Source organism: Neisseria uirgultaei (assembly GCF_962719845.1).
Classification (GTDB): Bacteria; Pseudomonadota; Gammaproteobacteria; order Burkholderiales; family Neisseriaceae; genus Neisseria; species Neisseria bergeri.
Genome location: NZ_CAUIYF010000014.1, coordinates 1 through 15,440, shown reverse-complemented (window position 1 = coordinate 15,440; position 15,440 = coordinate 1). Strand labels below are relative to the sequence as shown.

The following is a 15,440-nucleotide window of genomic DNA, read 5'->3' as shown; positions in this document are numbered from 1 at the left end:
AAGTTCGGGCGGAATGCTGCCCACACGGGACATCAGGCAAGGGTTTGTTCGATGATGCCTTTTACCGCATCCGCACTGTTCGGCACGGTTTGCACGCGCTGCGGCAATTTTTCCAAACCTTCCAGCGCGGCAGGGCGCGGAATGGCGACATCGCCGACGGCTTCGCGTATGGTCGCATCGAATTTCGCCGCCAACGCGGTTTCCAAACAAACCACCGTTTCACCTTCTTCACGCACTTCGCGGGCGACTTTTACGCCGTCGGCAGTGTGCGGGTCGATGAGTTCTTGGTCTTGCTCGTAAACCTGTCTGATGGTGGCGAGGCGGTCGGCGTGGGTAGATTTGCCGGAGGTAAAGCCGTATTTGCCGCCAACTTTGTCCAAGGCAAACCGCAGGTTAAAGCCCTTACCCGCCGCCACTTCCGCCCACAGCGTATTGATTTCCTGAGGATCGCGATCCATCAGGTCGAACACGAAACGCTCGAAGTTGGACGCTTTGGAAATGTCCATCGACGGGCTGGAGGTAACATAAGTATGCGCGCTGTTGCGCGGGCGGTATGCGCCGGTTTTGAAAAACTCGTCCAACACATCGTTTTCATTGGTCGCCACAATCAGGCGGCGGATAGGCAGGCCCATTTGTTTGGCGATGTGTCCCGCGCAAACGTTGCCGAAGTTGCCGCTCGGCACGCAGAAGCTGACTTGCTCGTCATTGCTTTGCGTCGCCTTGAAATAGCCCGCAAAGTAATAAACCACTTGCGCGACGATGCGTCCCCAGTTAATCGAGTTGACCGTACCGATATGGTATTTTTCCTTGAACGCGGCATCGTTTTGCACCGCCTTCACAATGTCCTGACAGTCGTCAAACATCCCCTTCACGGCGATATTGTGGATATTTCCGTCTTGCAGGCTGTACATTTGCGCGCGTTGGAACGCGCTCATCTTACCGTCGGGCGACAACATAAATACGTTCACGCCCTTTTTGCCGCGCAAGGCATATTCCGCAGCCGAACCCGTATCGCCGCTGGTTGCGCCCAAGATATTGAGTTTTTTGCCTTCTTTGTTTAAAACATATTCAAACGCATTGCCCAAAAACTGCATTGCCATATCTTTGAACGCCAGCGTCGGGCTGTTGGACAAGGCTTGGATTTTGATGCCGTCTGAAAGCGTGCGGACGGGGGTGATTTCCTTAGTGCCGAACGCCGCTTCCGTGTAAGTACGGTTCAGAATATCGCGCAAATCGTCCTCCGGAATGTCGGTAACGAACAGGCGCATAATTTCAAACGCCAATTCGGGATAAGCCAAACCGCGCCATTTGTCCAAGGTTTCCCGCCCGATTTGCGGATAATGTTCCGGCAGCATTAGCCCGCCGTCGGGGGCGAGCCCCATCAATAAAACTTCGCTGAACGGTTTGGGTGCGGTTTCGCCGCGTGTGCTGATGTAGTCCATCAATTTTCCCTTCTGTAAAAGTTGCAATAAAAACGGCTTCAGACGGCATTGCCGCCACACCTTTTGAAGATTTTAGCGGTATAGCCTGCCGAAGCAGGCAGAAACCGTTTTGGCGGTCAGGGCGGCAAGCGCCTGATTGCGCGTGGACTGGTTCAGCATCTGCATCACATCGTTGCCGGTCAGCTGGTTGGGTGCTTCTTCGGTAGCGCAGCCGCAAATCTTGTTTTCCCATTCCGCCTGTTTTTCGGCACTCATCGCCAGCGCGGTCAAACGCCATTCGCTGCGTTTGTTCAATTCCGCACGGCATTGGCTTTCTACCGCCATTTTGACGATGCTGCCGCCCATACCCGTGCCGCCGTCTAAGCCACTGAATGTGTTGCCGCCGCCGGCGCAGCCGCCGAGTAAGATTGCCACCGGCAAAATAGATAAGGTTTTATTCATCTCAATTCCTTTTCGGTTGAAACCCCGCCGTTTTATGGCGATAGGAGCTGATTAGCCGCCCCGTTCGGGATAACGCGCAGGGCGGCGTTTTATGCGCCGTTCCGAGTGTTGGAGTAAACCGTTTGAATATCCGGTTGAATCCGGCGACATTATACTTCAATCGGGAAAATAAAAAATCCCGCCGCCGTCATTTTGCCTGTTTGCAAAAATGCCGTCTGAAAGCGGTTCAGACGGCATTTCATTGTGGTTTATCCTAGAGACTTGAATGGATTTAACCTATTGTTGCGATAAGGTTTCAATCATTCAGTCAAACTGATGGGAAATGGATAAGCGGATGTTGTACGATCCTTTTTTCCCGCCGGAAAACTCTTTTTCCGCATCGGCAAAGACATTCGTTTTTTTGCCTGTCCGCGCATTGTAGCCCAATCCGGCGGAATACCAAGTCCCCCTCGTATTCCATTTTTGAGCATAATTGCTGTTGCCTTCAAATGCCTTAAAGGAACGGCTGCCCAAAAATTCATGAAGGATATTGCCTTTGATATAGAAAAGTTTTTTGCCTTCGTCAAATTTTCTCACGACATCCAAACCCAAACGGCCTATCAGGCTGTTTACGTGGCTTAAATTGACGTTTATGCCGTTATCGAGCCGATAGTCGGCACCTCTCAAATAGGAATATTGCAACTGTACTTGCGGTGTAATCCGCCACAATTTATCGTCATCCAAAAATTTACGGCGGCCGTATTCGGTGCTGATAGAGAATAGGGTGTTGCTATATTTTCCCTCGCCCCATAATTGCCCCATATGATTTCGTGCAATCACACGGTTACGCAGTTTTCCTATTTTTAATACATTGTCGATATACCCTGTTTCGTCTCCTTCTTTATCTATGTATTGGGTAGTATTGTACAGAGCCAATTCATATTTCCTGATTTTGCCCTTGCCAAACGTATTCCATAATGATGTCCTGCCGTGGCCGTAGTCGAAACTTATGCCCCATTTGCGTTTTTTCTCCTGCTCGTTGAGGCTGAAGCGGTCATATCCGATTTCAAAATCGTTGTTATGAAACCTAAACGCATTGGATTGAATCAAACGGGTATGCGTCAGCCTTATCCAATCGCCTTCTTTTTTATCCAACGTTGAAAAAGCCCGCTCCCCTTCGCGTTTGGTATAAGTATCCAAAGTGAACGCATAATGTGCGGTTGAGTCGAACATATCATTGATATTTTTGATATTTCGGCTCGGATTGCCGGTAGCCTGTTTGACCAAATAGACATTTTGCCTGTTACCACCGGCATAAGTTTGATCGATATAATTATTTCCGGCTTTTTCCGTCGTCATTTCAGAGCCGTTAAAGGATTTATTATAGGCATCCTCGTTGTTTTTATCGCCGTTATGTGCGGAGTATTCGACAGTCAGGGCATCCTCCATAAGGTGCGTATCGTCAATATATTTTTTACCGTTCACAAATTCATTTTTTGAGTCTGTTACCGTAGCGAAACGCAAACGTTCGCCGTAATTCATACTGTCGAGCACTTCGGACAGATTTTTGACGACGACTTCTTGCGGAGTGGACGTTCCTTTTTTCACATAGAGCATATCGCTGTGAATGCCGTCTTTATTCAGATGCATCAAGAATTTATTGGCACCCGCCAATTCGCCGATATGTAAGGCGCGTCCGCTCGTTTTGCTGTTACTGTCAAAATCAACCGTACCTTCGCCGCTCAATTTATCCATCCAGCTTTGACCTGTCATCGTCCATAATGCGTCTTTAGCTAAATTAAGGTTAATTTCGCCCGCACTTTTGGCATCAAGACCATTAATATATCGATTGAATAAGTTTTTATGTTCAGGATGATCAAATTTCGCAAAGTTATCTAAGCGCCCTACCAAATGACTGTTTGGTGTAAGGTTTAATTCTACTTTACCCTTATTAACGGATAATACATCACCTGTTAATGCCATGGTGTGAGTAGAGAAATCTAATGGTTTAATCGCAATATTACCGCCATTTGCGATGGTTGCACCCGTAATTTCACTCTTATCAGCATAATTTAGCTTGATATTACCTTCGGTTGATGCGTGATTAGCAATTTTTGAGCTTAGTTTAATTTGACCATTTACATCTACTTTAGCACTGTTTAATGAATAAATACCTGTTTCAGAGGCTTTAATAGTATTGCTTCCAGCAGTTAAAGTAACACTTGCCTTATTATCTGATTTAATCCCTTCGTGTTTTGCATTAATCGTATTGTCTTCTTTTGCAGTTAATGAGATTGAACCATTATTTGAGGCAAATATATTAACAGTTTTATCGTTTTTAGAGTTACCATTGAGATTAACAATATTGCTTTTTTGAGAATCTAAATTAATAGTTGAATCATCACTGTAAATAGCAACATTACTGCCATTAACTTCGTTTTTATCTTCTGCTTTTAAAGTTTGCTGACTTTTTTCAGAGGCATGTAAACCCACTTTACTAGACACTTGGTTTATCTTTCCATTTAAAGTAATGCGACTTCCTTCATGTCTAGTCAAGATACCGCTTCCACCACTAATAATCTCATTTTTCTCAATAGCAGTCACAGTTTGTGTGCCTTTACCAAATGCTATCATTCCATTTTGAAAGGCTAAAATAGTATTATTTTTACCATCAATAGTGACAGTAGCTTGAGTGTTAGCATTAGACCCATTATTTGCCCCTGCAATAGCATTATCTTCTTTGGCGGTAATCTCAACTTTAGCGCCATCTTGCGACATCACGCCATTATGTTTAAAAGCTCTCGCTTTGTCGCTTAATTCAGTGAGAACATAATTATTTTCACCCGTCAATTTAACTAAAGACTTATCTCCCGCACTAAATATGCCATTTGAGCCTTTTTTATCTTTATAATAATCGGTTTCCTTTAACACAGTAGAATTTTCAAGATAATCCATATCTGCGTCGGTAGCTCTCATAGTAATGATATTATCTTTACCTGCTTCTAAGATAATTTTATTGCCATCATTAGTTAATGAAGGGCGGTCATTAGCTTGGGGGATTAAAGTCGCCACGCCGTCGCTACTATAGGCTGCGTTTTCAACCGTAATTTCATTGTTTTCTTTTGCTGTTGCTGTAATGGAAGAGTTGGCGAAAACTTGAAAACCTTCTTGATTCATCAGATTACCAGAGACTTCCACAATATTATTTTTGGCAGTCAAGGTGACTTTACTGTCGGTTGCTGATTGAATACCTGCCCTGTAGTGTTCGCCTTCCGCTTTCTCAATAGGTGTATTTAAATCTGGGTTTCTTACCTTAATGATATTATTACCTTCTTCTGCTTCAAGAGTCGCTTTTGCATTCTGAATGGCGACAATCCCTTTTACAGAAGAATGGTTTCTTACGTTTATATCTACTTCGTTATTGCCTTTGGTCGCTTTTAAATTTACAGAACTAAACTTATCAATAGTTGGATCGGTTAAATTATTCGATTGATTATTAACAAAAATACCTGTGGTATGCCCTGAATAAGGGCTGTCATTACTAGGGTTTCGTTTACCTAATCCTAATCCTAATCCATTGCCTTCAGTTGTAATGGAAACTTTATTATTTTCTCCAACTAAGGTGGTGTGAGATTTAAAGGCGGTTTCAATTCCTCTTAAATAACTTGGGGTGCTAAAATTTGCTGGGTTATCAATTTTGTCTTCTAAATGTGCATTAAGGGCAATAACATTATCGCCTTCTGTTGCCGTCAAATTAACATTTGTATTTAAATGGTTGACAATACCGCTATGGTGAATACCTTTGTGTATTTTTGCATTTAAGTTAAGATGGTTGCCTAATTTGGAGGTTAGAGATAATGAGCCTTTAGTGCCGTCTGTGGTGTAGTTGAGATATTTAATTAAAGATTTATCATTGACTAAGTATTCTTGATTCTTATCATCTAAATGCTTTTCAAGAATATTTAAATTAAAATCAATTTTTCCTTTTGCATCTAAACTGACCTTATTAGAATGTGGCTGGATATATACAGATTGAAAGTTATTATTAAATGTAATGTCATTATTACTTTTTATATATAATTCTGGTTTATACTCCAAACCTCTATCCGCATAGGAAAGAATGCCATAAAAACCATTAACTTCTAAGTTTCCATTGTCTCCTTTACCTGTCGTAACTACTCCCAATTTTCTGTGCGGTTTATTCTTTTCCCAATAAGGTTGAATATATTTATTAACTATAATGCTATCATTAGTCCATACCTGTTCTTCATCATTGGTAATTAATCCAATATAATCAGTTGTTTTACCAACAGGTATTTCCCTAGCTTCTGCATTGGCTTGCATTGCCACTGCCGTTTGAATCAACAAAGCAATGGTAGATAAAGCAAATTTTCTATTTTGTTTCATCAAAGTCTCCTTAATGTTTAATTGAAACTCTGATTTGAGTATTGTTGTGCCGGTGCGGAATCGGACTCCGGCCGGATATAGTGTGTGAAGTCTCTCGTCTTTTTCAGCATACGCCTAATATCGGCTTAATGTAAACGGCGGGGCGGAATCCGTATGCGGCACGCCGCCTTTCCCTGCCGTATAATCATATTGTTTGAAAACCTGTTGACGGAGCCCTTATGACCGATTTGTTTGCCCGAGAACCCGACGCACCGCTTGCCGAACGATTGCGTCCGCATACGCTTGACGACGTAGTGGGGCAGGAACATCTCATCGGAGAAGGCAAACCTTTGCGCGTGGCGGTGGAGGGCGGCAAACCGCATTCTATGCTGCTGTGGGGGCCGCCGGGCGTGGGAAAAACCACGCTGGCGCGGATTTTGGCGCAGAGTTTCAACGCCCAGTTCCTGCCGGTTTCCGCCGTATTTTCCGGCGTGAAGGACATACGCGAGGCAATCGATAAAGCCGAAATTGCTTTGCAGCAGGGACGCGCGACGATTTTGTTTGTCGATGAAGTCCACCGTTTCAACAAGGCGCAGCAGGACGCGTTTTTGCCGCATGTCGAAAGCGGTTTGCTGACCTTTATCGGCGCAACGACGGAAAATCCGTCGTTTGAAGTGAATCCCGCGCTGTTGAGCCGCGCGCAGGTGTATGTTTTGCAGCCCTTGTCTTCAGACGGCCTCAAAAAGCTGGTTGCCAAAGTTTTGGCTTTACCTAAATACCAAGAGTTTACGATTGAAGCCGATGCGCAGGAGCTGCTTGTCAATACCGCCGACGGCGATGCGCGCAGATTGTTGAATTTGTTGGAACAACTGTTACGCACCGCCGACACGCGCCGTCTGAAAATCCTGACCGCCGAATTTCTCGCCGACAGTCTCGGGGCGCAAATCCGCCGTTTCGACAAAGGCGGCGAGAGTTTCTACAACCAAATCTCCGCCCTGCACAAATCCGTGCGCGGTTCGCATCCGAATGCCGCGCTGTATTGGTTTTGCCGTATGCTCGACGGCGGCACCGACCCGCGCTATCTCGCCCGCCGCATTGTCCGCATGGCATGGGAAGACATCGGCTTGGCCGATCCGCGTGCCTTAACGATTGCCAATGATGCCGCCGCTACTTATGAGCGCTTAGGCTCGCCAGAAGGGGAGCTCGCTTTAGCGCAAGCCGTGTTGTATCTCGCCGCCGCTGCAAAATCCAACGCGGGCTACAAGGCATACAACCAAATGCGCCGCTTCGTCAAAGAAAACGCCAGTGACGAAGTGCCCGTCCACCTGCGCAACGCCCCGACCAAGTTGATGAAGGAATTGGGCTACGGACGCGAATACCGCTACGCCCACGACGAACCGAACGCCTACGCCGTCGGTGAAAGCTATATGCCCGACGGCTTGGACGAACCGGATTTCTATCAACCCGTTCCGCGCGGGCTGGAAATCAAAATCGGCGAAAAGCTGGCGTGGCTCAAATCGCTGGATGAAGAGGCATTGCCCAAGGGATAGGGCGGATTGGGGCAGGGCGGCTTCCTGCCGTGTTGTTTGACAGGCGCGGCGGATTTTGCCGACTTGGTGTTTTGCTCTATCTTGACTGCCTGCCGCAAAAGCCTTCAGACGGCATTTCGAGCCTCGGGATGCCGTCTGAACGCGTGCCGCCCTTGCCGTGCCGGTTGCGGAACGATTCGGGGTTTGTCGGCACGGGCTTTGCGGCGGCTGAAACGGCTTTTGCGCCACCGCTTATTTTTCAGACCGGGTTTTAACGATCCGCCGCTGCCGTCCGTTTGCAGGGAAGGGCGGCGATGCCGTCTGAAGGCGGTGTGGCGCGTCGGTGTTTAGATGCTTCAACACACAGGACGGCACATAAAGCACCGCACGATGAATCGGGTTTTGAAGTTTGAGATGCCGTCTGAAGGCGGGAAAGCCCGCTTCAGACGGCATCGGGGCTTTATCCGTTGTATCGGGCTGAGTCATTTGATTATTTTATTTTTGGAACGGTTTTATGGTTGCCGAAAAATATGTTATCGAAAGCGGATTTCCTTATCCGATGGGGGCGGTGCCGATGGACGGCGGGGTCAATTTCGCCTTGTTTTCAGGCAATGCCGAAAAAGTGGAACTGTGCCTGTTTGATGATGGAAACAGGGAAACGCGCTTGGTGCTGCCTTCGCACGAAGGCACGGTGTTTCACGGCTTTGTGCGCGGAATCGGCGCGGGGCAGCGTTACGGCTACCGCGTGTACGGTAGGGCGGACGCGGAGGCGGGATCCTGTTTCAATCCGCAAAAGCTGCTGCTCGATCCGTATGCGCGGCAGACCGACGGCAAACCGGGTTTCCGCAATGCGGAAGAGATGGCATGGTTCAGACCGGAGGACGGGCGCGACAACGCGGCGTTCGCGCCCAAAAGCGTGGTGCGTGGCGATGACGGTTTCGACTGGGGCGGCGACCGCCGTCCGCGCGTCCCCTTGGCGCAAACCGTGATTTACGAGGCGCACGTCAAGGGGCTGACCAAACAGTTTCCCGATTTGGCACACGCCGGAACATACCGCGCCCTGTCCGATACGCGCGTGATTGCCTATTTGAAGGATTTGGGCGTTACCACGCTCGAGCTGCTGCCGGTTCAGCAGCATCTTGACGAATACCATTTGCAGCAGGCGGGGCTGTCGAACTATTGGGGTTACAACACTTGCGCCCATTTCGCAGTCGAGCCGTCCTATGCGGCGGAGGCGGAACAGGCTGCGGCGGAGCTGAAACAGGCGGTCAAATCGCTGCACGCGGCAGGTTTGGAAGTGATTTTGGACGTGGTGTACAACCATACCGCCGAACAGGACGAAACCGGCGCGATGCTGTGCCAGCGCGGTATCGACAATGCGCGCTGGTATTGGCACAAGCCGCACGGCGGTTATGAAAACTGGTCGGGCTGCGGCAACACGCTGCGTATTGCCGACCGCGATGTGGCACGTTGGGCTGCGGACAGCCTGCGCTATTGGGCGGAACACTTCCATATAGACGGTTTCCGCTTCGACTTGGGAACGGTTTTGGGACGCGGGCCGGATTTCCGAACGGACGGGCATTTTTTCCAAACGCTTTACCAAGACCCCGTGCTGGCAGATGTGAAACTGATTGCCGAAGCGTGGGACATCGGCGGCGACGGCTACCGTTTGGGGCAGTTTCCGCCGCCGTTTGCCGAATGGAACGGACGTTTCCGCGACGATATGCGCGCGTTTTGGGTGTGGGAAAACGGCAATTTGGGCGCGTTTGCCGAACGTCTGGCAGGCTCGTCCGACCTGTTCCGCCACGGCGGACGCAAGCCCTCGGCAAGCCTCAACTTCATTACCGCACACGACGGCTTTACCCTGCGCGACCTGGTCAGTTACAACGAAAAACACAACGATGCCAACGGCGAAGGCAACCGCGACGGACACAACGGCAACATCAGCTACAACCACGGCATCGAAGGCGCGGCCGGCGACGCGGACATACGGCAAAGCCGCGAATACACCGCCAAAGCACTGCTTGCCTCGCTGTTCCTTTCCAACGGCATCCCGATGCTGCTCGGCGGCGACGAGTTCGGCAACAGCCAGCAGGGCAACAACAATGCCTATTGCCAAGACAACCCGATTGCGTGGCTAGACTGGCAGGACGCGGACGAAATGTTGCAGGATTACACGAAATCGCTGATTGCCCTGCGTCGGGAAATCAGCATTTTGAACGAAAACATCTGGTGGATGGAGGGCAGGGTGCGCTGGCTGAATGCCGACGGTGTGCCGATGAATCATGAAAACTGGCACGACAGGACGGCAAAATCGATGCAGGTTCTGCTTGACGGAGAATGGCTGCTGTTGGTCAACGGTGCGCGTAATCGGCAGTTTTTTAACCTGCCTCAAGGACGGTGGCAGGTTTCTTGCGTACCATCGGAGAAATTTAATTACAATGCTTCTGAAAATCGGTTTGCCGCCGGACATATGGGCATTTGGGTTTTGAAGCAGGAAGCATGACCCGCCCGAACACAAAGAACATAAATAAAAGAAATGTCGTCTGAACCGGCGACCCTTCAGACGGCATACGGAAACCTATTTTTCAATCACCCCACAGAGAAAGGCTGTTTCACATGGCTCAGAAACTTCCCATTTCCGGTTTCGACTACGTTATGCCCAAGCCGGATGCAGAGACCATCCGCAAGGCAATCGTCTATAAGCTGATTTTCATTTTGGGCGCAGACCCCAAAGATGCCAACGAACACCAATGGCTCAACGCCGCGATGCTTGCCGCACGCGACCTGATTGCCGAAGACTTCCTGAAAACCCGCCGCGCCCACATCGAAAACGGGAAGCGTATGGTTTACTACCTGTCTATGGAATTCCTGCTCGGCCGCGCATTTGTCAACGCCCTGATCAACGAAGGCGTTTACGCCGAATTTGAAGAGGCGTTCCGCCAACTGGGCAAAGCGTTCGCCGACGTTTGCGAACAAGAACAAGACCCGGGTTTGGGCAACGGCGGTTTGGGCCGCCTTGCCGCCTGCTTCTTGGATTCGCTCGCCACTTTGCGGATTCCGGCAATGGGCTACGGCATCCGCTACCAATACGGTATGTTCAAACAGGAAATCGCGGACGGACAGCAGGTCGAAAAACCCGATTTGTGGCTGGATCAGGATTTGGCTTGGCAGTTTGCCCGTCCGAACAAACAGTATTCCGTCCGTTTCGGCGGTCAGCTTCTGAATATGGGCGGCAAAAAAGAATGGCTGCCCGAAGAAGAAATCTCCGCGATGGCATACGATGAAATCATCCCGGGCTACGGCGGCGAATGTGCCAACCCGTTGCGCTTGTGGACGGCGCACGCCGGCAAACTGTTCAACCTTGCCGACTTCAACAAGGGCGACTATGCCTCTGCCGTCCGCGCGCAAAACAGCGACGAAAACATCTCCCGCGTCCTCTATCCGAACGATTCTACCGACAGCGGCAGAGAGCTGCGCCTGAAACAGGAATATTTCCTTGTTTCCGCCTCGGTTCAAGACATCGTCGCACGCCACAAATGCCGTTTCCCGAGCGTTGAAAACCTTGCCGACAAAGCCGCCATCCACCTGAACGACACCCATCCCGTGCTTGCCATTCCCGAGCTGATGCGCATTTTGATCGACGAAGAAGGTATCGAATGGACAAAAGCATGGGAAATGTGCTGCAAAATCTTCTCCTACACCAACCACACGCTGATGAGCGAAGCCTTGGAAACCTGGCCGGTCGAGCTGATGGCGCGCCTGCTGCCCCGACATCTGGACATCGTCTTTGAAATCAACGCCCGCTTCCTCAACAGCGTACAGGAACAGGGTTTTGGTGAAGACTTTGTCCGCCGCGTCTCCATCATCGACGAAACCCACGGGCGCCGCGTGCGTATGGGTTGGCTTGCCGTCATCGGTTCGCACAAGGTCAACGGCGTGGCAAAAATCCACTCCGACCTGATGGTCAACACCATTTTTGCGGACTTCGCCAAAGTGTTCCCCGAACGCTTTACCAACGTAACCAACGGCGTAACCCCGCGCCGCTGGATCAACATCGCCAACCCCGAGTTGACCAAGTTCCTCGACAAACATTTGGGCGGAGACGACTGGCGTTTGCATTTGGACAAGCTGACCAAGCTCAACGGCACGGCGGACGATGCCGCCGTGCAGGCGGAATTCGGCGCAGTGAAAAAAGCCGCCAAAGAACGCCTCGCCAAATACATCGAAACCGAGCTGGGTATCAAAGTCAGCACCGACGCGCTTTTCGACATCCAAATCAAACGTATCCACGAGTACAAACGCCAAGCTTTGAACGTGATGCACATCGTGGACCGCTACAATAAAATCTTGGAAAACCCCGATTACGATTGGCAGCCGCGCGTGTTCATCTTTGCCGGCAAAGCCGCATCCGCCTACTATATGGCGAAAAAAATCATCCGCCTGATTAACGATGTGGCACGCGTCATCAACAACGACGAACGCATCCGCGACCTGATTAAAGTCGTGTTCATCCCGAATTACAGCGTCAGCCTCGCACAAATCATCATCCCCGCCGCCGATTTGCACGAACAAATCTCACTGGCGGGTACGGAAGCATCCGGCACCGGCAATATGAAATTTGCCCTCAACGGCGCAATCTGTATGGGTACGCTGGACGGCGCGAACGTTGAAATTTTGGAAAAAGTCGGCGCGGACAACTGCTATATATTCGGAAACACCGTCGAACAAGTCGAAGAAATCCGCCGCAACGGTTACGACCCCTTGGGCTATATCGAGCGCGACAGCGACCTGCGCCGCGTCGTCAACCAAATCAGCCAAGGCGCGTTCTCGCCGGAAGAGCCGGGCCGCTACAAAGACGTGTTGCAGCCGTACGGCGATTTCTATCAACTGATGGCGGATTTCCGCAGCTACATCGACACGCAATACAAAGCGGACGGACACTACCGCAACACCTCCGCGTGGCGCAAATCAGCCTTGATCAACATTGCCAATATGGGCTTTTTCTCATCCGACCGCGCCATTGCCGACTACTGCCGCGATATTTGGCACATCGAGCCATTGAGCAACAAAGAACTGCCGTCTTCCTGACGCAAAGCAGACAGCCGTTACACAAAGTAACGGCTGTTTTTTCAGACGGCATTTAAAACGGCAATGCCGTCTGAAAACGGAAGCAGGGGCACGCAACAGTCTCGCAGGTTCAGACGGCATTTTCAAACAGAAAACGCAAGCCCGTCATTCCCGCGAAGACGGGAATCTAGGCGTTTGGTTTTGCTGCTGTTTTCAATCCTTACCGAAACGGAACAGTCCGGATTTCCGCCTTCACGGGGAATAACGGGGAAACAAATGCCGTCTGAAATCAGGTTTCAGACGGCATTGTACGGACGGGTTTATCTGTTTTCTGCTTCTTCAAAACCGACGACTTCCAAACCGAAGCCGGTCAAGCCGGTAAAGGACGAGGGCTGACCCAATACACGCAGTTTTTTAACATTGAGGCCGGCGAGGATTTGTGCGCCTATGCCGTAGCTTTTGCTGTCCCATTTGTAGGCTTGGTTTGCGCCTTTGGGCAGGGTGCGGTCGAGCAGGGCGGCGCCGTCTTCGGTGCGGTGCAGAAGGATGACGACGCCGCTTTCGGCTTGTTGGATGCGCTCAAGGGCTTTGGGCAGCGACCATGAATGACGCGGGTTGGCTTGGATGAAGTCCATGACGCTGAAGGGTTCGTGGACGCGGACGAGGGTTTCGGTGTCGGCGGAGGGCGTGCCTTTGACGAGGGCGAGGTGGGTTTCGCCGGAGAGCTTGTCCACGTAAACGTGTTGTTGGAACTCGCCCCACGGGGTTTGTACGGGTGCGTTGCCCATGTCTTCGAGCAGGCTTTCGGTGCGGCTGCGGTATTCGATGAGGTCGGCAATGGTGCCGATTTTGAGATTGTGTTCTTCGGCAAATTTCATCAGCTCGGGCATACGCGCCATGGTGCCGTCGTCATTGATGATTTCACAGATGACGGCGGCGGGGATAAGCCCGTTCATTTGAGCCAAATCGACACCGGCTTCGGTGTGTCCGGCGCGGACGAGTACGCCGCCTTTTTGGGCACGAAGCGGGAAGATGTGGCCGGGTTGGACGATGTCTTCGGGTTTGGCGGATGGGGAAACGGTGGTTTGAATGGTCAGGGCGCGGTCGGCGGCGGAAATGCCGGTGGTGATGCCGTGCGCCGCTTCGATGGAAACGGTAAAGTTGGTGCCGTATTGCGCGCCGTTTTTTTGGGTCATCATCGGCAGGCCGAGTTTTTCGACCATTTCGCCCTCCATCGGCAGGCAGACCAAGCCGCGCGCGTGTTTGATCATAAAGTTGACGGCTTCGGGGGTAACGAATTGAGCCGCCATCAGCAGGTCGCCTTCGTTTTCGCGGTCTTCGGCATCGGTAATGATGACCATTTTGCCGACTTTGATGTCGGCTAGGATTTCGGGGATGGTGGAAATATGGGACATGGTGTGTTTTCCTGTGTGTTCGGTCGGGCTGTCGGTGTGTTCGGTATCGAGCCAGAAGGCGGGCATTTTTGCCGCCTGTTCGATTTTGCGGGCTTTTTTCTCGCCGAAGGATTTGTTTTTCAACAGGGCGGAGAGTTCGCCTGTGTTGAGGGCAACGGCTTCGGCAAAACGGGTTTGCAGTCCGCCGTAGTGTTCCGCTATCCATTGCCGCAGGTTGCGGCGGCGCAAGCCGGCTGTGTCGGTCATCGTTTTATCCTTTGTAGAAATCGGATGTAGCGGATTGTAGTCCTGTATTTACCAAAAGGCAAATCTGTTTTTTTCGCCAAACCTGATTATTTGCTTTTTGGTAAACAGATGCCGTCTGAAGCCGGATTCGTGGCTTCAGACGGCATTACCACAACCCCGCCGGCGGGGCGGCTATTTCTTTCCGCACGCTTCTGATTATGGGGTTTCCGGAGGGTTATTCCGAAAAAATTTCTGATAAAAAGCCTTGATTGCCGGGTACAGCATAGGCGGTACGAGCAGGCGCAATACCGGCAATCCTATGATGAATGCCGCCTTCCCGATAAAAACCGGACGGATTGCCTTCGCGCCGAATATCTTTCTGCATTTTTCTTTAAATGAAAAATATTTCCGGTAGATGACGATAATGTTTTTGGAAAAATAAAGCCTTACCAATATAGACCTCAGATAGCCGATATTGTCGAAGACAAATTTTTGCAAACCGCCGTAAATGGGGGAATTTTTGTTTTCGACTAAAAAATCCACACCCTGGTCGAGATGCGTCAGCATATCGCTGAAATTTTTGTATTTGATGTTGTGGCTGATAGAGCCGCCGAGAACGCGGTATTGGTAAAAAGGGTTATCGTAAAAGGCAAAAGTCTTGATAAAACGCGCCAATTGCAAACTGTACGGGAAATCCTCGTGAATGTATCCTTTTGGGAAAAACAGATTGTTTTTGATGATTATTTCCCGCCTGACAATCTTTGTCCACGTGTTGGCGATATAGTACCGCCCCTCCACCAGCGTTTCAAAATGGCGGACAAAATCATTATCCGAAAAGTCCTCCCCTTTGGAGATGTCGCGGTAATTGAAGGACGAAGGGTGCAGGATCAAATCAATCTTTTTATCTGCAAGTTGTTGTAAATCAAAGAGAATCCCCCCCCCCCCCGTTTTTT

At 50.2% G+C, this 15,440-nt stretch carries 9 protein-coding genes; 3 read left to right on the top strand and 6 right to left on the bottom strand.

Features of this window, described 5'->3' with window-relative positions:
- Positions 1–32 precede the first annotated feature (32 nt).
- The 3 genes from thrC to Q9J32_RS08320 all read right to left on the bottom strand — a co-directional run bounded on the left by thrC (position 33) and on the right by Q9J32_RS08320 (position 5,960).
- A complete protein-coding gene (gene thrC, locus Q9J32_RS08330; RefSeq protein WP_301884875.1) occupies positions 33–1,442 on the bottom strand; it encodes a threonine synthase in 1,410 nt (469 codons plus the stop codon).
- 72 nt (positions 1,443–1,514) lie between these two features.
- The gene (locus Q9J32_RS08325) at positions 1,515–1,883 is read right to left on the bottom strand and encodes a hypothetical protein (protein WP_301884878.1); all 369 of its coding nucleotides are present in this window, start codon (positions 1,881–1,883) and stop codon (positions 1,515–1,517) included.
- 303 nt (positions 1,884–2,186) lie between these two features.
- Positions 2,187–5,960: an autotransporter outer membrane beta-barrel domain-containing protein gene (locus Q9J32_RS08320; protein WP_369415177.1), complete on the bottom strand. Its 3,774-nt coding sequence runs from the start codon at positions 5,958–5,960 to the stop codon at positions 2,187–2,189.
- 527 nt (positions 5,961–6,487) lie between these two features.
- On the opposite strand from Q9J32_RS08320, the gene Q9J32_RS08315 reads away from it, so the two are divergent.
- Positions 6,488–7,798 (top strand): replication-associated recombination protein A, encoded by a 1,311-nt coding sequence (locus Q9J32_RS08315; protein WP_301884880.1) that lies wholly within the window; start codon positions 6,488–6,490, stop codon positions 7,796–7,798.
- A 231-nt stretch (positions 7,799–8,029) separates the two neighbouring features.
- Here Q9J32_RS08315 and Q9J32_RS08310 read toward each other — a convergent pair whose 3' ends face one another.
- On the bottom strand, positions 8,030–8,230 hold the full coding sequence (locus Q9J32_RS08310) for a hypothetical protein (protein WP_301667676.1): 201 nt from the start codon (positions 8,228–8,230) through the stop codon (positions 8,030–8,032).
- A gap of 61 nt (positions 8,231–8,291) precedes the next feature.
- Here Q9J32_RS08310 and glgX point away from each other — a divergent pair, with 61 nt between their 5' ends.
- Positions 8,292–10,283, top strand: a complete 1,992-nt coding sequence (gene glgX, locus Q9J32_RS08305; protein WP_301884883.1) for a glycogen debranching protein GlgX — start codon at positions 8,292–8,294, stop codon at positions 10,281–10,283.
- Between the two features lie 113 nt (positions 10,284–10,396).
- Positions 10,397–12,868 carry a glycogen/starch/alpha-glucan phosphorylase gene (locus tag Q9J32_RS08300; RefSeq protein WP_301884885.1) on the top strand — a complete coding sequence of 824 codons (2,472 nt, stop codon included), beginning with the start codon at positions 10,397–10,399 and terminating at the stop codon, positions 12,866–12,868.
- A 299-nt stretch (positions 12,869–13,167) separates the two neighbouring features.
- On the opposite strand, the gene ribBA is transcribed toward Q9J32_RS08300, so the two are convergent.
- Together ribBA and Q9J32_RS08290 are read right to left on the bottom strand one after the other, a co-directional pair.
- Positions 13,168–14,508: a bifunctional 3,4-dihydroxy-2-butanone-4-phosphate synthase/GTP cyclohydrolase II gene (gene ribBA, locus Q9J32_RS08295; protein ID WP_301884888.1), complete on the bottom strand. Its 1,341-nt coding sequence runs from the start codon at positions 14,506–14,508 to the stop codon at positions 13,168–13,170.
- A 195-nt stretch (positions 14,509–14,703) separates the two neighbouring features.
- Positions 14,704–15,440: glycosyltransferase family protein (locus Q9J32_RS08290; RefSeq protein ID WP_304675404.1), on the bottom strand; the 737-nt coding region annotated here is incomplete at its 5' end.

Coding starts and splice junctions, on each gene's coding strand:
- Q9J32_RS08315 (WP_301884880.1), top strand. CDS start 6,488: ATGACCGATTTGTTTGCCCGAGAACCCGACGCACCGCTTGCCGAACGA.
- ribBA (WP_301884888.1), bottom strand. CDS start 14,508: ATGACCGACACAGCCGGCTTGCGCCGCCGCAACCTGCGGCAATGGATA.
- Q9J32_RS08310 (WP_301667676.1), bottom strand. CDS start 8,230: ATGCCGTCTGAAGCGGGCTTTCCCGCCTTCAGACGGCATCTCAAACTT.
- thrC (WP_301884875.1), bottom strand. CDS start 1,442: ATGGACTACATCAGCACACGCGGCGAAACCGCACCCAAACCGTTCAGC.
- Q9J32_RS08325 (WP_301884878.1), bottom strand. CDS start 1,883: ATGAATAAAACCTTATCTATTTTGCCGGTGGCAATCTTACTCGGCGGC.
- Q9J32_RS08300 (WP_301884885.1), top strand. CDS start 10,397: ATGGCTCAGAAACTTCCCATTTCCGGTTTCGACTACGTTATGCCCAAG.
- glgX (WP_301884883.1), top strand. CDS start 8,292: ATGGTTGCCGAAAAATATGTTATCGAAAGCGGATTTCCTTATCCGATG.